This window comes from Bacteroides gallinarum DSM 18171 = JCM 13658 (genome assembly GCF_000374365.1).
Taxonomy (GTDB): domain Bacteria; phylum Bacteroidota; class Bacteroidia; order Bacteroidales; family Bacteroidaceae; genus Bacteroides; species Bacteroides gallinarum.
In genome coordinates this window covers 165,641-187,040 of record NZ_KB894116.1, presented here as the reverse complement: position 1 = coordinate 187,040, position 21,400 = coordinate 165,641, and the positions used below count along the sequence as shown (strand labels likewise).

Sequence of the window (21,400 nt, the reverse complement as noted above, 5' to 3'; positions counted from 1 at the left end):
TTCTGACATAAGGAAGATTCTGTAAAACCGGATTGAGCTATTAACCGTCTCCTTCCTTCAAGTACCCAGTTCATGATGCCGGGCAGTTCAGTGGAGGCTATTTTTTCTGCCAGTTTCGGGTCGACTTCCGACTTGGGAATCTGGATATTGAAAGGTATAATAAGAAACCTCCTGAAATATCCGTTCGATTTGTCATTGGTCTTTGGAAGCTCATTCAGGCAGAAAATCATCTTGGCATAGTCTGTCAGTGTCGCCACATCCTTATATAACAACCTGGTACTGATCGGTTCTCCACTTGCGATACGTTTGAATATATCTCCTGAAAAAGCGTTGGGGGCAACATCAGAACAGGTATTCAACAGTTTCCCTGACAGGTTAGCCCTGCTTCTGTCTCCATTCCCGCCACACATATCCGATAAGGATTCATGGGAAATATTCTCTTTACCCAGGAGAGACTCGACAATATCAACGAACACGGACTTGCCATTCCGTCCTGAACCATAGAGAAAAAGACACTTCTCCAGTTTCAGGGAGGTAAAAATCCAACCTGTATATTCAGCCAGCACCTTCTGAGTATCCTTGTCCGGCAACACTCTGTCCAGGTACTTCATAAACAGCTGACACGTGGCGTCAGGATCATAATTATAAGGAAGAACATACCTGAAATAGTCCTGATATGAATGCCGCATCAGATTCCCGGTTTTAAGCTCAAGCGTACCGTTGAGGAAATTTATCTTCTCCTTGTCCTGTCCCGTTGTCAGGCCCATGACCGTATATGGAAACTGCTTGAACAATCCTTCTACGGTTTCCCTTTGCGAAGCTTTGATTTTATTTCCGGACATCTTTTCATAGGCATATTTAAGAAAGACTTTCAGGTCAAAATCCTCAATCCTTACCCAATATGTTCCGGTGTAACAATAGACACACTGGTCCTCAAAAGTCTGGAACGGATGATTGATACCTATTGCTGTCTGTTGTATATCGTTACAAACCTTAACAATACCGTCCTTTGTATCCGGAATACTTTCTAGGGAAATAGAATTAATTACATTCCGTAATAAACGTCTGTAGTTCATGATTTTAAAGTTTTCTATATTTACTGCCGATTTTACCTTTCCCGTCCACCCACTCATAAGCCTTCCTGACTTCACGTCCCAGTTCTGCTTCAGGAAAATCAGGAGCTATATATTCTTTCAAATTCGCATAAGCAATGCTCTCTGATAATCCCCACTCAGCAAGTTCCCTGGCTCTTTTGAAGGTCGAGTCATGTCTTCTTCCAGGAGTCATTGGGTATCTATAGAATCCACCTTCCAGAAAATTTATGATCCTATCAATCTCACCGGGGGAACCGCTTTTGAATTCCAACGGTTCTATTGGGTTAGCCGAAGAAGGAGGAGGAAGAGACAGGGAACCGGGGTTTCTGACCGTCCATACTTTGCTGTTCCGATTCAGATAAAGGTCGGGATCACTGCTGAGAAAACACGCCCTTGATATCCCTTTGCAATTCTCATCCCAGAACGGAGAGTTATAATAATCCCTCAAAGCATCAAGATATTCATTATGACTTGTATTATCAATATTATCGGCAACACGGACAAGAACCTTATATCCCCTGCCGGAAGGAGAAAGGAATGCGGCATAGGTATATGGATCTTTTATCAGCATATTCCGGACATCAGACAGCTCTTGAACCGGTATCCTGTCGAAATCAATGACGACAAGACCGGAAGGAGTGATAAGGGCATCATTACAGAATCTTCCGAATGTTCCGGCAAAAAGACAGATTGGCAGTTTCTCTTTAAGTTCAGAATACTTTGGATGATCACTGGCATGGAAAGCTCTCATCGTATCAATCCCGGCTTTCAACTTTTCCTGCCTGATAATATCCAATACCAGATCAATATCAACATGGTTCGGAGGATATTCCATGACTCTAAATCTTTTCATACCGGTCAGAGGGGTAATATATTCCTCACTGTAAGGCTTTTGTTTAAATACTGTTACTTCAGTTTTTTTATCTGCTTCCATACTTTAAATATTAATTGGTAAGTATTTTATCTTTCCTCTTCCCTCCCTCAAGAGCGGAAAAGGAGCGGAAGCGGGGCGGGGAAACTATAAAACCTGTTTTTTGATTAATTTTTGAACAGATAAAATTGAAAAAGTTATAAAAAAACATCATTTCCGACCTGTTTCCCCGCTTTTCCCCGACATTACCGCTCTCTCCTTCTTGAGGTGGGAAAGAAAAGAAGGTTTTAAGAATCAAAAGGAGTGGATGGAGGGACAACAGAAGGAACGGACTTCGTTATACCGACCTTTGCAGCCTTTTTATCCTTCTCCTCGATTGTATATCCTTCATCTTTCAGCTTACTCTTCATATTTACCTTTGACTCGGAACGAAGACTGTTAGCCTTGCAGTAATCCTTGTATTCATTATAGAGGTCTCCCAGTTTCACGAATTTATCAGTGCAAGGGATATAATTCTTGTTAGTCAGGAACATGGCAACGCTGTCTGTATCTTCCTTATATTCCTGATCCATAGCTTCGATAGTGGGAGAATGACTGAGTTTCTTTCCATTTCTGATAAACTGTTGCAGACCTTCAATAGCCCATAACAGGATACCGGGGAGTTCAGACCGAAGTTTCTTGGCAAGCTCCGGGTCAGCCTTGTCCCTGCTTATCTTTACATTAAAAGGAATCATCAGCAGTCTCCTTCGGAAACCATAGGAGCTGTCTGAGCTTGTCGGAATGGAGTTGCAGTTGAAGGCCAGCCTTGCATATCCTTTCACCATTTCCGGTTCCTGATACAGTCTTCTGGCTTCAACAGGTTCCCCGCTGGCCAGTTGTTTGAAGATACCGTTACCCCATATCTTACCGTTGAAATCACTGCTGTAGTTCAGAAGCTTGTTCTTAATCATGATCCGGGAGTAACCTTTATCGTCACATAGGGAATTAATGTTATACGAACTGACATTCTCTTCTCCCAATACAGCCATTATCGTTTCGAAGAATACACTTTTTCCGTTTGCTCCGGTTCCGATACAGCATAAGACCTTTTCCAGTTTTATATCAGAATTAAGACAACAGCCGACAAACTCCTTCAATACTTGTCTGACATCCGGTTGGGGCAATACTTCCTCCAGGAACTTATGGAACATGGGACAAGTTGCTTTGGGATCATACTCATAAGGAAGGACATAGAAGAAATAATCATCAGCCGAATGCTCCTGCTCCTTCACACTTCCATCATCACTGAGAATAAGGCTCTTGTTGCCCAGATTGATCTTTATCACACCCTGTTCCCGTTCGACCGGGTTATAGAGAGAGTAGCAGGCCTGTTCATAGAGCTTATTCGCTATCCTGACATTCATGGCGGTGTATTTGTCCACTCCCATTTTCTTCAGGGCCTCACCAAAGAAGTGTTTCAATTCAAGTTCGGGTATAACCTCCCAATACACCTTATTATATATGTATGCGGTTCTGTCCTGATTGATCGCCAGACCATAACCTGTCTTTTTAGCAGTCTCCTTCACCTTTTCGGAAATAAGGACAGACCTGATCTCATCGGTAATCTGAATGGAATAAATCTTATCCTGCAACAGCTTTTTCACATCCGGATCGCTCTCTTTCTCACATCTGTCATACAAGTCCGAGGCATAAGCTTTCTTGAAGTCCGTTTTGTACAGTACGGAAAGGATCTCTTCCAGTATTTCTTTCTGTCTCTTCATTATATTTTTTTATAAATGAAGCTGAACCCATGAAAAGGCCCCAGCTTCATTGGTTAATTACTCACTTATGGATTTATCTTTCTTGGGATAGGATAAGCATGATATTCTTTGCCGTCCAGCAGGCATCCGTTCTCTTTGGCACTGCGTTTTACACCATCAGCCCCCCAAGTACCCCATTGCTTGAAAAAGAAGGCTACACCCGGAGTTGCATCACATTGGGATTTGATGTTCAGAATCCAGTCCTTTTCCACTTTTCTTGCCCTGTTTCCCGATTCACCACCAACGATAACCCAGTCTATTCCTGAGAAATCCAGTGTACCCAAATCTTCCAGCAGAGGTTCACAGCTTAGGAACCGTACCGGAGCATCCAGTTTTTTCAGGTAATCAATACGGCTTTTCACCGTCCTGTTCTCCACTGTCACACCGAGCCAGACATTTTCAGGAATGGTGCGGATTGAAAAATACCCGTACATCCTGTCAGCCCGTTTAGTCAGGATTTGGAATGTATGCCGGGGACACTGACCGACGACTTCCATAACTTTGTCTATAAAGTCAAAAGGGATGTCTTTATGGAAGAGGTCGCCCATGCTTGCCACGAACACAAGTTTTTTACCTTTCCATCCGAATGGCTCGTTCAAGCATTCAGGATGTATGGCCGGAGTAAAGCCGTTCTGATATTTGGTCTGCCCCATCGCTTTCAGACGTCCGGCCATTACTCTTGCATAGCAATTCCTGCATCCTTCACTGATTGGGCTACAACCACTTACAGGATTCCAGGTGGTTTCAGTCCAGGAGATTTTACTGTTACTACTCATTATTTCTTGTCTTTTTTAAATTTATTATTGATATCCTCCTGTTTTTAAGTCCCTTACATCTTATGCCCGGGATATTTTCAGGCATAAGAAGGACTATGGCAGAAAACACTGAGTTTCCTGTCAGGACAAGTCTTTCCATAAATCATTGATTATTTTAAAAGTAAGCAGGCGCCTATACTTACTTTATTCAAGGTCTGGCTAAAATCCACAGCGTTGATATATTCCCTCTTCCGTGATAGGCTCGTGAAGATAAGGATGGGATTCTAAATATTCTGTTGGATAGTATGTTTCTATTCCATACTCATCTCTCTCCTTACAATTTCCCTCTGCAATCAGCTCATAAGTGGCATCAACCCCGTGAAACAATGCCCGTATTTCTGATTTCTTCACTTTCGTTGATATGACGATATAATCATCTTTCAGGGAATGGGCAATAAACGCTGCTTTCCTCAAATCCAAAGACCACTTCCAATCAAAGCCGGGATCCCATTCTTCATTGTCAGACACTTCCATGTCTCTAAGGGGAACTGCTTTGTAAATAGTGACTTCTGATGGCAGATTACCCAGTTCCTTCTGCTCCAGTTCAGTCATCAGCAATCTGTTGTCTATATAGCAATTCAACAACTCTGTAGCTCTCACATCAGGAGCACTGAACAACCATGAGAACTTGAACAGGGAACGTACCTCCTCATCATGGAAAGGATAGTTCTGGATAAGCCAACAGAAAACATCCCAGCGGTAATAGTTGTACATTCCTTTTAGCTGTTCAATCACAAAAGAACAGGTCAGGTTCTTTGGATCTTTCAGTTTTTCTTCCATTTCCGAACGATATTCCAAGTAAACACTATTGTCTGTCGGTTCAAATGGATCAGTAGTCAAGAATCTGGTTACTTTTTTCTTTGATTTCATAAGGGATCATTTTTTACAGGTTTAAAATTTATTTGTTTCTCATTGAACGATACTTGATACAAGTTCTTCATATCATTTCTCTTAAAAGGAGAGCCACAGTATATTTCACCTGTGCACTCCCGTGATTACACATTAAAAACTCCATTTTCGACCTTTGGTAAACTCACTGAGAATTTCCACCAATACATTCCCATTTTCAAGAAGCGAATCCTGTTGCAATGCGAAATAAAGGTTCAAATCCTCAATGATAACCAGATGCTTCTCCAGATTGCTATCCAACAGGGTGAGTAGCGTTCCGTTAGGGTCTGTTGCATTATAACCTTTTCTGAGAAAGATTTCAGCATAGACTGCTTTCAGGAGGATCTCATTGCAAGTAACCTTCAGATTGCAACGATAAGTACCTACAAGCAGCGTATCTATCTTCACCTCTTTAGGAAGACAGAATACATAATCTTCCGCAATCAACTCCTTACACCGTTTTTTCATTCTGTTCGTTCTTGAATTCATCATAAGGATTGTCTTTTAGAAACGCCTGGAATGATTTTTCAAACTGTTTCTTCACAAAGTCTTCCTTTTTGCCACAGCCACGTTTGTATTTGGAAGGAGATACCATTTCCGACAAATCATCATTTCCCAACCCTTCCAAGAAGGCGATGATATATTCGGTGGCTTCCTTCTGGCTCAGCTCCTTGCAGGCGATGTTCCATTTGTCTATGACAAGTTCGGGGATGGTCTTGTTTTTCAACGCATCTTCATTCCTGCCTGAGAACTTCTTCATGGCAACCTCATGTATCTTCATCCCAAATTCAGAAAATGAATAACTCAAACAGGGATTCTCCTCACTCATGGCTTTCACTAGGGGTGTTTTCCGGATAATACCTTTCGTAAGAGTGCCCCACTCACAAGCAGAAGTGTAATTATAACCTCTCGCTTCCAGCATTTGGATATAGCTTAAAGTGTCCTTCACTTCTTCATTGATATTCGTGTTGCTCAATACCCCTGTCATAAAGTCACTGTTAGACCATGTAAAGACTTTCAGGTTGATAGCCTGTAACATCTTGTCAAGTCTTACCCACTGCAAAGGAAAATAGGCATACAGTCCTGGCACTTCCTTGTCCGGATATTCCTTCCTGATTTTCTTAATGGAGGAATATCGTGTCTGACCGTCTATGATAACCACAGTCCTTGAAAGTTCACTCTCCGGTATGGGATTCCCTTCAAAGTCCGTTACATTATATCCGAACCTGACCGCAACGGTAGCCGGAATAATCAGACACATGATTTGCGGGCCGACTTCCAGTATCGTCCCTTTCAAGGATTCTATGGCTTTGGCTTTAGGCTTCCGGTTCATTTCCAGCCTTGCTATCCTGATTTCCTTCGCTTCTTCCGTACCAAGCAAATCCACTATCACAAAGGCTGAAAATACTTTGGCGAACCTTTTAGGCGAAAGGTCTGCAATCTTCTGCGTTTCCTGTTTGCAAAATTCTAGTTCTGCAGGAGATAATTTCCCGCCAATATTTTCTATCATGCTCATTACTTCTGGTTTTTAATATTAAATTTTCTTTTCTTATTGCTCACACGTAGGATTTCCAGTACTTTGTAGGTATCAAAGATCACTGTCTTACCATTCTGAAAGACTGCATCATCAAGCAGTCCATCAGCTTTCATCCTGCTTACCGTACTTACAGAGATACCTAATATCTGTGCAAATCCTTTGATACCTGTTACAAACTGCGGTAGATTAGAATAACTATCCACCGAAGGGTGTTTTATCTCCTCCTTTGTCTCTACTCTCTTTGCTTGGTGTAGTAATTCTATGAATTCCGCACCGTTCATGGTCAATACTGTCTTATTAAGAAGTACTTCCGACACTTTTACAAATTCTTTTTTCATATTTTTGGTTATTAATTAATTTAATCTCCTTGCAAGGATGGCGCAAAGTTCTGTTCTTTTAATGGAAGTATAATTATGGAAGATATAACTAAGAATGAGGTTTAGAAATGAATAAAATAATAACTCCTTATAAAACAGATATTTATCTTTTTACAAGGAGTTAAAGAAAGAATGGAAGAGGAATGGGAGAGGAATGAAATCTGCTATTTTTTAGGTTTGGCAGGTTGTATATGTTTTATTTCTTTTTCAGATAGAATCCCTAGCGGTATAGGACTGTTTTCTAGAATTTCCCATGCTTTTTGTTTCGCTTTACTTTCATTATATGGTTTATCCAATTTATCGTCTATATCAAATATGGAAGCGATTCTCCTTACAAATGTGTCATCAAATTTAGTATCTTTCCAGTTTAAATATTGGGTTTTATACAAAAGATAGACGAACCCGTACACAGAAAAACTATCTTTAATATTCTCTGCGTATGTTATAAGAGAAGGTAGATGAACTTTTCTAAAAATGTGTCCTCTTTTTTCTGATCGACTTTCATCAAATAGAGTATAATATGGGTATAGTTCATAGTCTATATGAGATAAAATATCATTTTGTTGAGCTGATAAAGTATTGGTTTCTTGCTGAAACGCTTTTTTTGTGATGTTGTCTTTTTCTGTTACTTGAAATGGAGTTTTCTCTTTATTCAAATTATAATCAACTACATTTATTTCCTTCAAATTAATAACTTCTTCAAAAAAAGGGAATGGTAACGACAATTCTTTTCCTGTTTCTCTACACCACCATTCATATTCATATTGAATCAAGGGTGCATAAGCTTGTTCTTTAAATGTAGAAAACATAACCCCTTTGATAGTGTTAGATACTTTTTCTGACATTAAGGCAAATCCCAACTTTACAATATATTGGGGATTTTCATAAATATAATAATAGCATACAAACATAAAATCTAATAGCAAGTATTTATATTTATCTTCAAGCTCTTTTGGTATTGAATCTTCTATATCTGTATAAGATTTAATTTGAATACTATTATTAAACAAATAATCCAAAATATCTTGTGGTATAAGATTTTCAATATCACCATTAAACAAGGATTTAAGCTTATAATAAACAGAAGCAACTCGTTCTTTGTATATTGTCGGATATTTTTCTCCAAAATATTTTACAGTTTTCAAGAACCTCAAAATATTTGAAACAGGTTCATTCTTGCAAAAATCAATAAGACCTTTTCCGAAAAAACTGATTATGCCCCACAAAGACATATTCATCCAATTATCAAAGCCAATAACGGAAAAAAGATTATGCATATCACAAACCGAATTACATAGGTCATCCACATTATTAATGTTTTCTATATCATTTATTTTGCGAATAAAATATTGGGAATTTTCTATTCCCAAATTATGCAACATATATTCGGGATTAGAATGATTTTTAATAGCCAAGCTTATTCCAAGAAAAAAAATATAATCAATTAAAAAATCTATTTTTTCATTTGATGGTAAGGCCCCAATATTTGTAGTTTCACTATTTTCTGAAATATCATATACAAAAGATTGCAACATATTGCTGAATTTGTCTGCTTCACGATGAGGAAAAGTGTTTTCATCTAATTTAGCTATACCTTCTTTTACTTTGAGAAGAAATATTTCGCCTATACTGGTAATCTCATCACTATAATTAATATCTTCTGTGAAAGCTTTTTTAGCAAATATACTATATTCAACAATTGTCATAACATTGATTATTTAAAAGTTAAACATAAAAAGAACAGCACCCGGAAATTTCCTAGATGCTGTCCAAATATAGGAAATAATTTTAAACTATTTTCTTTACATACTCAAAAAGTTGCTTTAGTTGTGCCGATGTCATTTTCTCCATGCTTTCTATGATGCCTGACTTGTACTGGTGGGTATTCCACTTATCCATCTGCATTTTCTGTGTTTCATCCGCCACTTCGATGTAAGGTTTCATGCTTTCGTAGTCGGAATGTCCGGTGCAGCTCATAACTACGCTTGCCGGAATACCAAGAGCCAATGAACAACAGACGAAAGTCCTTCTCGCGTCATGGCAGCTAATTTGTTCCCAAAACTTATAAGTATCTTCATGCCGGACATTACCTTTGAAGTAAACCTGTGTTATCTCCCGGTCTAGTCCTGCCAGTTTTGCGGCTTCTTTCAGGTAATCATTCAGCTTTTGATTGGATGGGACTGGAAAAAACGTATCACCTTTGTACCACGAATACTTATCTATAATCTTTTGAGCATGTTCGTTTATGGCTATATGGAGCTTGTCATCTGTCTTTTCGGTACAGAGGTCCAAATAACCGTCTGTTATATTACTTGGTTTAAGGGCAGCAAGGTCGGAATACCTCAGCGATGTAAAAGCCATGAAGCAGAACATATCCCTTGCTTTCGAGAGATATTCCTTCTCTTTTGGAAATTCAAAGTTGAAGAAGTGCATCAATTCTTTATACTTTAAAAAAGTAACAATTTTAGGGATTACCTTTAGTTTTGGTTTAAACTCCAATACTCCAGACTGTACGTTATAACCATTCTTTAAACTCCAACGGAGAAAAGACTTCATTATTTTAAACTGTTTCTGTATAGTACGGTTACAATAGTCGTTCTTCACATACCATCTTACAAGTTCTTGCATTTTTGAAACAGTAAGTGTTTCCAATGTTATGTCAGGGTCGCAACTACTCAATTGATTCCACATCTGACAATATTTATATTGTGCATTTTTACTCCATCCCCCTTCCAATGGGCGAAGCTGCAAAAATTCCGAGAAGATGTCACTTAGTGTCTTTATCTTGTTTTCTTCCACAACTCCCGGCTTATTTCTTCCCAACTTTTCATTAACCAATTCTTTCAAGTCGGCAGTGGTTGGTGTTTCATCGTGTAATGAATATTCAGTGAAAACTTCTTCGATACAAACCAAGAAATCACGGATTGCATTATTTATCTCACGTGCGTACACCGTCTTTCCATTAATTTGGTGCGTGGTGTTGGCTTTTACAAGTTGTTTGATTGAATCCCACTTCATAGGGGCAATGGTATAACCCACCGAGAAACCTACCTCATTCTTCTTACTGTTCCATCTGACCCGAATCATCAACTGCCCATTTTTCATAACATAGGCTCTGGTGCTGAAATTAGTCTTTTTCATACGCTCTAAACTTTAAATTGTGGCGAAATTAGAGGGAATATTTTGTAGGGAAAAGACCTTGCCATTACATGAATATACATGATAGTAAAAGCAATTTTCCCCATATTTTATTCCTCAATTTCAAGAGCGAATATACAAAGACAGATTGGGGGGAGTAAGTACCTTTAACTACTCCCCCAATTTAAGATAGTATAGAAATTTATTTGAGATTATAAAATTCGCATATACAATATAACTTACTGTATATCAGTGCTGTATATTCTCATTTAAAATCATGTAGATTAATCTCTTACCTCCCTCCAGCTCCACTGGAAACAAATGAAGGAGAACGGTTATACTTGACGTATACCGTTCTCCTTCATTCGTTTTGAAAACTGTTTGTCGATACAGTTTGCCGGAACGTGTTGTTGTGTTATTAGTATAGGTAGAGCATCCGTTCCATTAGTTTCCGCTTCTCTGCGGAGTTTGTATCGGAATTGCTTACCTGGGAATGCAGATATTCATTCTTCCTCATGAATTAAAATTCTACTAAAATCCTGAATACCTTTCCCGGAGCCGCAAGCCATTCCTCCATTGCATTCAAAGCATTTTCCGGAGATACAACCCTGGAAACCAGCTTTTCTATCGGGCAATTACCCGATTTCATATAGTTGATTACTGCGCGGAAGTCCTCCGGCAATGCATTGCGTGAGCCGCGGATATCAATCTCTTTCTGGACGAAATATTTGGTTTGGAAAGATACTTCACTTTTGGCATAGCCGATACAAACGACCCGTCCGGTGAAACTTACCTCATTTACTGCCATTACGTAAGTTATCGGGCTGCCGACGGCTTCTATGACGACATCCGCTCCATATCCGTCCGTTATTTCGGACATGCGTTCGTGCACATTCTCCGTTTGGGAATTGATGACATAGGAAGCTCCCACCTTTTTAGCCAGTTCCAGCTTTTCATCATCCAAATCGACGGCAATGACTTTTGCTCCCCTCAGTGCCGAGCGGACAATGGCGCCGATACCAATCATGCCGCAACCGATGACCATGACATATTCGTTGTCGTTGATTTGCCCCCTGGACACGGCATGGAAACCTACACTCATCGGCTCTATCAAGGCACAGTCGCGAGGGGAGAGGTCGCCTGCCGGAATAATTTTGTTCCAGGGCAATACGGCATATTCGCACATCACTCCGTTGCGTTGTACTCCCAACGTTTCGTTGTGCTCACAGGCATTGACGCGTCCCGAACGACAGGAAGCACATGTACCGCAGTTGGTATAAGGATTCAGCGTTACATTCATGCCTTTCTTTAACTCTGCAGGTACGCCCGTCCCCGTTTCTTCGATAACCGCGCCTACCTCATGCCCCGGAATAACCGGAAGTTTCACCATTGGATTGCGCCCGGCAAACGTGTTCAAGTCCGAACCGCAGAAACCTACATATTTTATTTTCACTAATACCTCTCCGGCGCCCGTTGCCGGCTTTTCTACATCGACCACCCTCATTTCGGAAGGGGCTGTAATCTGGACTGCTTTCATTTTGTTATGATAATAATTAGACACTGTTTTGTTATTTTAATCGATGACCTTGTATTTCTTCCAGCCGTAGTATGCGCAGAAAAGGAAACAAAGCATGGGGATAATATAAGCTATGTGATAGACATTCTCATTTACGTGCATGAGGTAGGCCGTTAACTGTGGCAGGCAGGCATTGCCAACGATAGACATGACCAGGAATGCAGAGCCGCTTTTGGTCTGGCTACCTAATCCGGTCAGTGCCAACGAGAACTGTGTGGGGTACATAATGGACATGAAGAAAGAAATGAGCAGCATGGCATACAACCCCGTCGTACCTCCCCAGATTACTACCACTCCGCATAATAGAATGTTGATAATGGCATAAACCGCCAGCATATCCTGAGGGCGAAATTTTACCATAAGCCCTGTACCTATCCAGCGTCCCAGCAGGAAAGCGAGCATGTAAAACCCGAAGAAAGTGGTGGCCGTATTTTCCGCTAAACCGGCGTAGGAGCAGCAGTACACCAGGAAAAGACTGTTGATAGCTGTCTGTCCGCCGTTGTAAAAGAATTGTGCTATGACGCCCCAGCGTAGATGTGAGTGTTTCAGTACCCCGAAGTCGATTAACCTTTCTTTGGGTGCGGCTGTGCCGGGCTGGGCTTTCTCGTCGCCTATCTTGGGTAATTTGGAGAATACGAATACTACGGCTATGGCAATTAATAATAAAGCCAGTACTAGGTAGGGAAACTTCATGGCATCCGTTTCCACCTCTATATAAGCCTGCCAGCCTCCCGGGTAATCCACGGGGAGGGTTTCGCGCGTATAGTGCGTTCCGCTAAGAATCAGTTTGCTTAGGAACATGGCGGAAATGAATGCTCCCAGTCCGTTGAACGATTGTGCCAGGTTCAGACGCCGGGGTGCTGTCTTAGCATCTCCCAAAGCGGTTACATACGGATTGGCGGCCGTTTCGAGAAAACACATACCGGTAGCGATGATAAAGAAAATACAAAGATAAGCCCAGTATTCTTTCAGCATGGCTGCCGGGAAAAAAAGCAGCCCGCCGCCCGCTGCCAGTAATAGACCGAATATGATACCGGCTTTGTAACTGTATTTTTTCATAAACATGGCTATCGGGATAGGAAATATGAAATAGGCCAGCCAATAGGCAGTTTCGGTAAACGATGCTTCGAACGTATTCAGTTCGCAGGTTTTCATTAGTTGCCGAATCATGGTAGGCAGCAGGTTACTGCTGATAGCCCACAAAAAGAAAAGGCTGAAAACCAGTGTAAGAGGAACGATATATGTATTTTTTTTCATGGTATTTCCTTGTTTATTCGGACATGTTTTTGATATAAGGCAATGTAGGGAGCTGACTGAAGCCGTAAAAGTTACGGGCGTTCTCTCCTAAGAAAAGAGCTTTCTCCGCTTCGGTCAGCTCGGGAGACTTCGTAATGAAATCATAAGACATCTTGTAGGTTATGGCAGTAATTGTACGCGGATAATCCGAGCCCCACATCAGCTTCTCCATTCCTACGAGGTCTGCCGCTTCACGGATAGCCTTTACCGCCCCTTTGAAGGGATAGAATTCCTCGTTGAAAAGCCAGGTGATGCCACCCGACTCAATCATTACATTGGGATGCCGTGCCAGCAGAATCTGTTGTTTCCATTCGGGCAGGGTTACCATGCCGAAGTGTCCGATTGCAATCTTCAGGCGGGGGTACTGTCCTATTATCTCCTCCATTTCGGCAACCTGGGTACTTCCTTCTGCCAAATCTATGGACAGGATGATATTCCGCGCTTCCATTAGCCCGAACATCTGCATCATTTCCTCGCAGTTCAGCATTACACGTCCTTCTTTCAGTAACAGACGGTGGGCGGGAATCTTGATAGCCTTGAAGCCGCTGTCTATCAACTGTTGGGCTTGTTTAAAATATCCGGGTTTGCGGAACTCGCACATGCCGCATACGAAGAAACGGTCGGGATAACGGGCTGCAACCTCTTTCAGGTATTCGTTCTGTATGCCGTCGATAAATTCTTGTGTGATTACTGCGGCAGATACTTGTGCGTAGTCCATGTTCGAGAGGAAAACCTCCGCACTGTTCACTCCGTCCACCATGAAAGGCGGAACCATTTGGCGTATTTCGCCCATGAACAAAGAGCGGCCGTTCTCCAGTGTCCGGATAGGCAGGCCGTCTACTGTCGTGTCCTGGCGTAGCCACAAATGGGCATGCGCATCGATGATTGTGTAGTTCATAAGGAGTCTGATTAAGAGTTTGCCCAGCTTACCCGTTGTTGGTCTCCGATAATTTCTCTGACTTCACGCACCAGTTCCTCGTCCATTGGAGCTTCGATGAATTCAATGTTGTTCTTTACGTTTTGAGGATTTGCCGTACTGAACAAAGTGGTGGCGATACGCGGATTGCTGACGGAGAACTGCATGGCAAGCTTTTCTATCGGATAATTCTTCGACTTGCAATGCAGCATCGCTTTACGGCAGGCGGCAGCCAGTGATTCGGGAGCAGGATGCCAGGCGGGTGCTCCACGCTCTGTCAGTAACCCCATGGATAGCGGAGAGGCATTGATTATACCTATTCCTTTTTCCTCGAAGTAATCCAGGAAGTCTGTTAATTTGTCATCGCAGAGGCAGTAATGGCAGAAATTGAGTACGGATTCTACCGTTCCTGCGGGAGAATGGTCGATAACCCATTTCAGGTTCTCCAGCTGTAAATCCGTGATGCCGACATGTCCCACAACTCCTTTTGCACGTAGTTCCACCAGTGCCGGCAGCGTTTCGTTGACTACCTGGTTCAGGTCGGCAAACTCGATATCGTGTACATTAATCAAATCGATGAAGTCGATATTCAGCCGCTCCATACTTTCGTAAACGCTTTCTGTGGCACGTTTGGCAGAATAATCCCAGGTATTGACACCGTCTTTTCCATAACGCCCTACTTTGGTAGAGAGGTAGTAGCGGTTGCGCGGAATTTCTTTCAGTGCCTTTCCCAAGACGGTTTCGGCCTTGTAATGTCCGTAGTAGGGCGATACATCGATGAAGTTGATTCCCGATTCGATAGCGGTGAATACAGATGCGATGCCTTCTTTTTCTTTGATGTCATGGAAAACCCCTCCTAAGGAAGAGGCTCCGAAACTGAGGGAAGAAACTTTCATTCCCGTTTTTCCGATTTCATGGTATTGCATAACTTTGTGTTTTAAGATTATACGGCAAATGTATGCAGCGGATGAGCCGGATTGTTCTTAAACGGCTCTGAAAAAGCACGTAACGGTTTACGTAAGAAATATTTCCCGGAATGCGTTTATTTGCGGGAAATATGCTTCCTTTGTAAAGTAAACCTAATGATAATCTTTGAATGGAACACAAAAAACATACTTCGCTGAAAGATATCGCCAGTGTACTGGGCGTTTCCATTCCAACCGTGTCGAGGGCTTTGAAAGACAGTCCGGAAATCAGCCGCGAGCTTTGTGCCAGAGCCAAGCAACTGGCAAAGGAGATGAACTACCGTCCCAATCCTTTTGCCATGAGCCTCCGGAAAAACGCTCCGCGCATCATTGGGGTGATTGTTCCGGATATCGTGACCCACTTCTTTTCTTCTATCCTGAGCGGTATAGAAGACATGGCTATAGCCAACGGGTATTTTGTGATTATCGCTACTTCGCACGAGTCCTACGAGCACGAAAAGAGGAATATCGAGAATTTGGTAAATATGCGTGTAGAGGGCATTATTGCCTGCCTGTCGCAAGAAACAACCGATTATCGCCATTTTACGGCCTTGTCCGACATCAATATGCCTGTCGTGCTGTTCGACCGCGTCTGCCTGCCGGAGCTTTTTTCCACAGTGGTTGCAGACGGGGCTTGTTCCGCCCAGAAAGCAACCCAGCATCTGTTGGATAATGGGAGCAAACGGGTGGCTTTCATCGGCGGAGCCAATCATCTGGATATAGTAAAGCGGAGGAAACACGGTTACCTGGAGGCACTGCGTGAAAATAAGATACCCATAGAAAGAGAGCTGGTGGTGTGCCGGAAGATTGATTATGAGGAAGGCAAAGTAGCGACGGAAATGTTGCTGTCCCTTGCCGAACCGCCCGATGCCATTCTTGCCATGAACGATACGCTGGCATTTGCAGCAATGGAGGTCATAAAAAGTCATGGTTACCGTATTCCGCAAGATATAGCCCTTATAGGATATACGGATGAGCGGCATGCCAATTATGTAGAACCCAAGCTTTCGGCAATATCCCACCAGACATACCTGATGGGGGAAACAGCCTGCCGCCTGTTAATCGAACAGATAAGAGGAGACAAGACTGTTAAACAAGTAGTCATTCCTACCCATTTGCAAATCAGGGAAAGCAGTATAAAGGGCTGATACGGTTCAGCCCCCTTTTCGTACCTTTGCGGCACATTCCGGGCAAAGCCCCTTCAGCACATAGTTGATGCTGTTCAATGTAAAACCCTCCGGCACTTGTACTACCGGTGTGGGAATATTCTTGAAACAGAACGTCTTGTTGCATTTCTCGCAATGGAAATGGGTGTGCAGGTCATTGACCTCACACGAACAGTTTGCACTGCACACTGCATATTTAAAAGACCCCGTCCCGTCGTCGATGCTGTGTATGAGGTGGTGGGAAAGGAAAAGGGTGATAGTACGGAAGATAGAAGACTTATCTACCGTATCCAGCATGTTTTCCAGGTCGAGCAGGGAGACAGAACGCCCTGCCTTCATCATAGCCTGCAATACCAGGATACGTATGGCGGTAGGCTGTATCTCCCTTTTTGCCAACAAGTCCAAATAATCCTTTTCTTCCATAAGATTTTGCCTTTCTATTTTATAAGTTTCTGTATGCGGACAGCATTCACTATGGCGATGAGGGCCACGCCCACGTCTGCAAAAACGGCTTCCCACAGCGTAGCCAGTCCGCCGGCGCCTAATATCAATACCAACAGTTTCACCCCGAAAGCCAGCGAAATATTTTGCCAGACAATCCGGCGGGTCTGCTTGCCGGCACGAATGGCAGTGGCTACCTTGGAGGGCTGGTCGGTCTGGATTACCACATCGGCGGTTTCGATAGCGGCATCGCTGCCCAGTCCGCCCATGGCAATCCCTACGTGGCTGAGGGCAAGGACAGGAGCATCGTTGATACCGTCGCCCACAAAGGCTATCCGGTTGGCGGCATTCCGCCGCAGCTCCTCTATATGCTCCACTTTCCCGTCGGGAAGTAGGTCGCCGTAGGCTTGTCTTACCCCCAATCGGTTTGCAAAGTTAGTTACAATCGCTTGTTTATCTCCCGATAATATCTGAATATTATTGATATTTAAAGCTTCCAAATCCTCTATCGCCTTGCGGGCATCGGCTTTCAGCGTATCGGACAGCAGCAGATAACCCGCGTAGGACTGACCTACGGCACAGACTACCGCCGTATCGGTGATTGCAGACAATTCCTGCGGATAGTCCACCCCGTATTTGGATAATAAGCGGGTGTTACCCACCAGGATACGCTGCCCCTCTATCGTGGTTTCGATACCGTGGCCTGCAATTTCCGTGACCTCCGTTGTCGGTACGGGAGCTATCCGCCTCTGTTCCGCATAGCCGGTAACCGCCTTTGCTATGGGGTGCGTGCTGTTGCGTTCTGCGGAAGCGATGATTTGTATCAGCTTTTCTTCGGATATGTCGGGGTGGGTATGACAGGACTGCACCTCGAACGTGCCTTTTGTCAACGTACCCGTTTTGTCGAATACTACCGTGTTGATTTTGGTTATGGCATCCAGGTAATTGCCTCCCTTGAACAATATTCCCAAGCGGGATGCAGCACCGATACCGCCGAAATATCCCAGCGGGATGCTTACCACTAAGGCGCAGGGACACGAAATAACCAGGAATACGAGCGCCCGGTACAGCCAGTCGTCGAAAACGAACTGAAACTGTGCATCCACCGATGAGTAGAGTAGGGGCAACAGCACTATCAGTACAGCCAGCCCGGTTACAATCGGCGTATAGATACGGGCGAACTTGCGGATGAACAATTCGGCGGGCGCCTTGCGTTCGGAGGCATCCTGCACCAGCTCCAAGATACGCGATAGGGCGCTCTTTTCGAAAGGCTTCGTAACTTCCACCCTGACCACCTTATCCGTGGCAATCATTCCGGCAAGCACTTCTTCGCCTTTCCGGATAGTGCGCGGCACACTTTCGCCTGTAAGGGCGGAGGTATTGAAGGCGGCGGCTTCACCCAGCATTCTCCCGTCCAGCGGAACCCGTTCGCCAGTCTTTACCTCGATGATGTCGCCAATCTGTACATTACGCGGAGATTCCGTAACGGCCTCGCCGCCTTTGATAACCGTTGCCGTTTCCGGACGGACGTCGAGTAGTGCGCCGATATTCCGCTTCGCCCTGCTTACGGCCTTGTCCTGGAATAATTCTCCCAACGAGTAGAACAGCATCACGGCTACGCCTTCCGGATATTCCTTGATGTAGAAAGCCCCCAATGTAGCGATAGACATCAGGGTGAATTCGCTGAAAATATCCTTTTGCAGCATGCTTTCCCATGCCTCTTTCAATACGGGCAGGCCTACGGGCAGGTAGGCTGCCAGATACCAGGCGAGCATAACGGTTCCGTCCGTGAAAAAGTCCGTGTGCATCGCCTTCATCGCTATCCCGCTGAAAAGGAAAAGGGCGGAAAGCAATATTCTTCCATATTCTTTCAGGAAACCGGGATTTTCCGGTGCGTGTGCGGTCTGTGCATTGCCATGCGCACAGCAACATGTACAACTGTGATGTCCCATACTATCTTTGTTTTGGGTACAAAGATAGGCGGCGGGAGATGCAACCAAGTTGCAAAGTTGCCTTACGATGAAAAATACTCAGATTTCCAGCATCTTCTTCTCCCTTTCCAAATCCTTTTCATTGAGCAGGGGAGAAGGAACGGAGCAGGTCTTGATATAGTCACCCGGCTGGCAAGTATAATTATAATAAGGTATCTGTTCTTCCGTCAGCTCCCCTTTGGGGATGATAGCGCCTTTCAGCTCCAGAAAATCATCCATGCTGGTACTGTCCGAGTGCTTGATGAAGATAATCCTCCGGGCTATCGGGTTGCGGTTGTAGTCCAGGCAGAGGTAAAGCCCCTTGAGCATGTGGGGAAAGTCGTACATGGGCAGTTGCAGGTAGATAGTGAACAGCGCCATTTGCGGAGACTCCCGTTCGTTGAACATGATGTAGGAGTTCTGGTGATTGCTGAAAATGCCCGCCCCGAAATGGGTGGTATTGTAGGCGCTCATATGTACCGCTTTCACGTAATTGCCGTTTTCGGAAGTAGCGATGAGGTAAGGCTCCACTTTCAGCGCATTGGACGAGGAAGAAAGGCTGTAACTGATGTATATGCCGCTGTAATTGTAGGCATCCTGTACCGAACGGAGCATTTCTTCCGACATCATTTCCAGGAACGGATTGTCTTTCTGCCCGGCGGCAGTGGCGGCGGGCTCCAGTCCGAACAGTTGTTCTTTCAGCTCTTTCAGATTGCCGAGGAGACGTTTTTTCGATACATTGTTTACTTGCGACAGGGCATAGTCCAATGCCTCTTCTTTACTGTTTCCTTTCTTGATACAAGTGATGTAGGTGGGCAGTACGCTCGAGTAGAGCGAGGAGAGCACACTTGCCGCCATGTTGGTATGGTCGGCTATCTCTTTCATTTTTATACCCTGGTTGCGCAGGTATTCGATGCGTTTGTATATTTCCGGCAGTTCGTCCATATCGTTATAAACCGATGATTGTTTTCTTAAAATGCTTGCAAAGAAAGCCACCCGATGTTATGCTTTCATTACATTAATATTGCATTAATGTTACATTATAAAAGGCTGGTTCCATGAATTTTATTAATAATGGAAATTCATTTTTGCTGTTGGAAAGCTGTTCTATTTTTGCCGCCGGAATTAAAAACGAGATAATGTCATGAATACGATAACCGGTAAAAAAAGAACTTTCATTTCCGACAACAAGAAACTGTCCGATATCCTGTTTATCCTTTGGGCGGGCGGTGCGGCGCTGCTTTCCTATTCTTTAGTATATGCCTTGCGCAAACCGTTTACTGCCGCCACCTTCGACGGGCTCGACTTTTTCGGCATGGACTATAAGACTGCAACCAGTATTATACAGATATCCGGCTACTTCATTTCCAAGCTGATAGGCATTAAGGTCATTTCCGAGTTGAAGAAAGAGAACCGGTTGAAGTTCATCATCCTTTCGGTGGCGGTTGCCGAGCTTTCCCTCGTCCTTTTCGGGGCGCTTCCGCAGCCTTTCAACGTATTCGCCCTATTCTTCAACGGACTTTCCCTGGGATGTATGTGGGGAGTGATTTTCAGCTTCCTCGAAGGACGCCGCGTAACGGATTTGCTGGCGAGCCTTATGGGTTTGAGTATCGCTATCAGCTCCGGAACGGCAAAATCTATCGGACTGTTTGTAATGGACAACCTGCATATCAGCGAATTCTGGATGCCAGCCTTCATCGGCGCGTTCGCTTTTCCGCTGCTCTCGTTCCTGGGGTGGCTGATGACGCGGATGCCCCAGCCTACGCAGGCGGATAAGGAGTTGCGCACGGAGCGCGTTACGCTGGACAGCAAGGCACGTATGAGCCTGTTCAAGAACTTCATGCCCGTACTGATAATGCTGTTCTTTGCCAATCTGTTCATCACGGTATTGCAGGACATCAAGGAAGATTTCCTGGTGAAGATACTCGATATCGAAGCCGCTGGACTCTCTTCCTGGGCATTTGCCAGGGTGGATGCAACGGTTACGCTGATAATCCTGTGCATGTTCGGGCTGATGTCGGTGGTACGGAGCAACATAAAGGTGCTGTGCCTCTTGCTGGGGCTGGTTACTTGCGGTACGGCTACGTTGAGTTTCGTGGCTTTCAACTATTCCGCACTGCAACTCCCGCCTATGACCTGGCTGTTTCTCCAAAGCCTGTCGCTCTACACGGTCTATCTCAGCTTCCAGACCCTCTTTTTCGAGCGCTTCATCGCTTGTTTCAAGATAAAGGGCAATGTGGGATTCTTCATCATCACCCTCGATTTCATCGGTTACACCGGTACGGTGGTCGTACTGGTATTCAAGGAATTCTTTAACCCCGGTATCAACTGGCTGGACTTCTATAACCTGATGTCCGGTTATGTGGGAATCGCTTGCAGCGTAGCCTTTGTAGGTTCGGCAGTTTACCTGATACAGCGTTATCGCCGTGAGAAATATATGACGGTTTCCGCCGGTATGCCCGATGCTCCTCGTGCTGCGAACGCCTTGTCCGGCGAGCGCGTTTCGTTGGGACTGGTTCCGGATATGGCGAAGTAACCGGAGGGGTGATTA

Annotated in this window: 20 protein-coding genes; 2 read left to right on the top strand and 18 right to left on the bottom strand. The window is 44.0% G+C overall.

Annotation, left to right across the window (positions count from 1 at the left end; genetic code table 11):
- The 15 genes from C233_RS22200 to C233_RS0102755 all read right to left on the bottom strand — a co-directional run.
- Positions 1-1,076 (bottom strand): DNA primase family protein (locus C233_RS22200; RefSeq protein WP_241217653.1); only part of this gene is annotated, 1,076 nt, incomplete at its 3' end.
- A gap of 4 nt (positions 1,077-1,080) precedes the next feature.
- Entirely contained in the window at positions 1,081-2,028 is a 948-nt protein-coding gene (locus tag C233_RS0102815; RefSeq protein WP_018665969.1) for a BT4734/BF3469 family protein, read from the bottom strand.
- Positions 2,029-2,252: 224 nt separating this feature from the next.
- Positions 2,253-3,725 (bottom strand): DNA primase family protein, encoded by a 1,473-nt coding sequence (locus C233_RS0102810; RefSeq protein ID WP_018665968.1) that lies wholly within the window; start codon positions 3,723-3,725, stop codon positions 2,253-2,255.
- 65 nt (positions 3,726-3,790) lie between these two features.
- Positions 3,791-4,540 carry a phage Gp37/Gp68 family protein gene (locus tag C233_RS0102805; protein ID WP_026314705.1) on the bottom strand — a complete coding sequence of 250 codons (750 nt, stop codon included), beginning with the start codon at positions 4,538-4,540 and terminating at the stop codon, positions 3,791-3,793.
- Complete coding sequence (locus C233_RS23975; protein WP_154656048.1) at positions 4,533-4,679, bottom strand: hypothetical protein; 147 nt, start codon at positions 4,677-4,679, stop codon at positions 4,533-4,535. The genes C233_RS0102805 and C233_RS23975 overlap by 8 nt, the downstream gene beginning before the upstream one ends.
- A gap of 59 nt (positions 4,680-4,738) precedes the next feature.
- Complete coding sequence (locus C233_RS0102800; protein WP_018665966.1) at positions 4,739-5,449, bottom strand: hypothetical protein; 711 nt, start codon at positions 5,447-5,449, stop codon at positions 4,739-4,741.
- 132 nt (positions 5,450-5,581) lie between these two features.
- On the bottom strand, positions 5,582-5,935 hold the full coding sequence (locus C233_RS0102795; protein WP_018665965.1) for a hypothetical protein: 354 nt from the start codon (positions 5,933-5,935) through the stop codon (positions 5,582-5,584).
- Positions 5,919-6,983, bottom strand: a complete 1,065-nt coding sequence (locus C233_RS0102790) for a hypothetical protein (RefSeq protein WP_018665964.1) — start codon at positions 6,981-6,983, stop codon at positions 5,919-5,921. Before C233_RS0102790 ends, C233_RS0102795 begins: the two co-directional genes overlap by 17 nt.
- Entirely contained in the window at positions 6,983-7,342 is a 360-nt protein-coding gene (locus tag C233_RS0102785; protein WP_018665963.1) for a DUF3853 family protein, read from the bottom strand. The genes C233_RS0102790 and C233_RS0102785 overlap by 1 nt, the downstream gene beginning before the upstream one ends.
- 203 nt (positions 7,343-7,545) lie before the next feature.
- The gene (locus C233_RS0102780; protein ID WP_018665962.1) at positions 7,546-9,087 is read right to left on the bottom strand and encodes a hypothetical protein; all 1,542 of its coding nucleotides are present in this window, start codon (positions 9,085-9,087) and stop codon (positions 7,546-7,548) included.
- An 82-nt stretch (positions 9,088-9,169) separates the two neighbouring features.
- Positions 9,170-10,522, bottom strand: coding sequence for a site-specific integrase (locus C233_RS0102775; RefSeq protein WP_018665961.1), 1,353 nt, complete (start codon positions 10,520-10,522; stop codon positions 9,170-9,172).
- Between the two features lie 517 nt (positions 10,523-11,039).
- Positions 11,040-12,056, bottom strand: a complete 1,017-nt coding sequence (locus C233_RS0102770) for a zinc-binding alcohol dehydrogenase family protein (RefSeq protein WP_018665960.1) — start codon at positions 12,054-12,056, stop codon at positions 11,040-11,042.
- Between the two features lie 36 nt (positions 12,057-12,092).
- Positions 12,093-13,352, bottom strand: coding sequence for an L-fucose:H+ symporter permease (gene fucP / locus C233_RS0102765; protein WP_018665959.1), 1,260 nt, complete (start codon positions 13,350-13,352; stop codon positions 12,093-12,095).
- 13 nt (positions 13,353-13,365) lie between these two features.
- A complete protein-coding gene (locus C233_RS0102760; RefSeq protein WP_018665958.1) occupies positions 13,366-14,289 on the bottom strand; it encodes an amidohydrolase family protein in 924 nt (307 codons plus the stop codon).
- A gap of 11 nt (positions 14,290-14,300) precedes the next feature.
- A complete protein-coding gene (locus tag C233_RS0102755) occupies positions 14,301-15,233 on the bottom strand; it encodes an aldo/keto reductase (RefSeq protein ID WP_018665957.1) in 933 nt (310 codons plus the stop codon).
- 170 nt (positions 15,234-15,403) lie between these two features.
- Here C233_RS0102755 and C233_RS0102750 point away from each other — a divergent pair, with 170 nt between their 5' ends.
- Positions 15,404-16,420: a LacI family DNA-binding transcriptional regulator gene (locus tag C233_RS0102750; RefSeq protein ID WP_018665956.1), complete on the top strand. Its 1,017-nt coding sequence runs from the start codon at positions 15,404-15,406 to the stop codon at positions 16,418-16,420.
- 6 nt (positions 16,421-16,426) lie between these two features.
- On the opposite strand, the gene C233_RS0102745 is transcribed toward C233_RS0102750, so the two are convergent.
- The 3 genes from C233_RS0102745 to C233_RS0102735 all read right to left on the bottom strand — a co-directional run bounded on the left by C233_RS0102745 (position 16,427) and on the right by C233_RS0102735 (position 19,794).
- Positions 16,427-16,861, bottom strand: coding sequence for a Fur family transcriptional regulator (locus C233_RS0102745; RefSeq protein ID WP_018665955.1), 435 nt, complete (start codon positions 16,859-16,861; stop codon positions 16,427-16,429).
- Positions 16,862-16,875: 14 nt separating this feature from the next.
- Positions 16,876-18,831 (bottom strand): heavy metal translocating P-type ATPase, encoded by a 1,956-nt coding sequence (locus C233_RS0102740; RefSeq protein WP_018665954.1) that lies wholly within the window; start codon positions 18,829-18,831, stop codon positions 16,876-16,878.
- Positions 18,832-18,909: 78 nt separating this feature from the next.
- Complete coding sequence (locus tag C233_RS0102735; protein WP_018665953.1) at positions 18,910-19,794, bottom strand: hypothetical protein; 885 nt, start codon at positions 19,792-19,794, stop codon at positions 18,910-18,912.
- A gap of 199 nt (positions 19,795-19,993) precedes the next feature.
- Here C233_RS0102735 and C233_RS0102730 point away from each other — a divergent pair, with 199 nt between their 5' ends.
- A complete protein-coding gene (locus C233_RS0102730) occupies positions 19,994-21,385 on the top strand; it encodes a DUF5690 family protein (protein WP_018665952.1) in 1,392 nt (463 codons plus the stop codon).
- Positions 21,386-21,400: the final 15 nt, after the last annotated feature.

Coding starts and splice junctions, on each gene's coding strand:
- C233_RS0102815 (WP_018665969.1), bottom strand. CDS start 2,028: ATGGAAGCAGATAAAAAAACTGAAGTAACAGTATTTAAACAAAAGCCT.
- C233_RS0102810 (WP_018665968.1), bottom strand. CDS start 3,725: ATGAAGAGACAGAAAGAAATACTGGAAGAGATCCTTTCCGTACTGTAC.
- C233_RS0102805 (WP_026314705.1), bottom strand. CDS start 4,540: ATGAGTAGTAACAGTAAAATCTCCTGGACTGAAACCACCTGGAATCCT.
- C233_RS23975 (WP_154656048.1), bottom strand. CDS start 4,679: ATGGAAAGACTTGTCCTGACAGGAAACTCAGTGTTTTCTGCCATAGTC.
- C233_RS0102800 (WP_018665966.1), bottom strand. CDS start 5,449: ATGAAATCAAAGAAAAAAGTAACCAGATTCTTGACTACTGATCCATTT.
- C233_RS0102795 (WP_018665965.1), bottom strand. CDS start 5,935: ATGAAAAAACGGTGTAAGGAGTTGATTGCGGAAGATTATGTATTCTGT.
- C233_RS0102790 (WP_018665964.1), bottom strand. CDS start 6,983: ATGAGCATGATAGAAAATATTGGCGGGAAATTATCTCCTGCAGAACTA.
- C233_RS0102785 (WP_018665963.1), bottom strand. CDS start 7,342: ATGAAAAAAGAATTTGTAAAAGTGTCGGAAGTACTTCTTAATAAGACA.
- C233_RS0102780 (WP_018665962.1), bottom strand. CDS start 9,087: ATGACAATTGTTGAATATAGTATATTTGCTAAAAAAGCTTTCACAGAA.
- C233_RS0102775 (WP_018665961.1), bottom strand. CDS start 10,522: ATGAAAAAGACTAATTTCAGCACCAGAGCCTATGTTATGAAAAATGGG.
- C233_RS0102770 (WP_018665960.1), bottom strand. CDS start 12,056: ATGAAAGCAGTCCAGATTACAGCCCCTTCCGAAATGAGGGTGGTCGAT.
- fucP (WP_018665959.1), bottom strand. CDS start 13,352: ATGAAAAAAAATACATATATCGTTCCTCTTACACTGGTTTTCAGCCTT.
- C233_RS0102760 (WP_018665958.1), bottom strand. CDS start 14,289: ATGAACTACACAATCATCGATGCGCATGCCCATTTGTGGCTACGCCAG.
- C233_RS0102755 (WP_018665957.1), bottom strand. CDS start 15,233: ATGCAATACCATGAAATCGGAAAAACGGGAATGAAAGTTTCTTCCCTC.
- C233_RS0102750 (WP_018665956.1), top strand. CDS start 15,404: ATGGAACACAAAAAACATACTTCGCTGAAAGATATCGCCAGTGTACTG.
- C233_RS0102745 (WP_018665955.1), bottom strand. CDS start 16,861: ATGGAAGAAAAGGATTATTTGGACTTGTTGGCAAAAAGGGAGATACAG.
- C233_RS0102740 (WP_018665954.1), bottom strand. CDS start 18,831: ATGGGACATCACAGTTGTACATGTTGCTGTGCGCATGGCAATGCACAG.
- C233_RS0102735 (WP_018665953.1), bottom strand. CDS start 19,794: ATGGACGAACTGCCGGAAATATACAAACGCATCGAATACCTGCGCAAC.
- C233_RS0102730 (WP_018665952.1), top strand. CDS start 19,994: ATGAATACGATAACCGGTAAAAAAAGAACTTTCATTTCCGACAACAAG.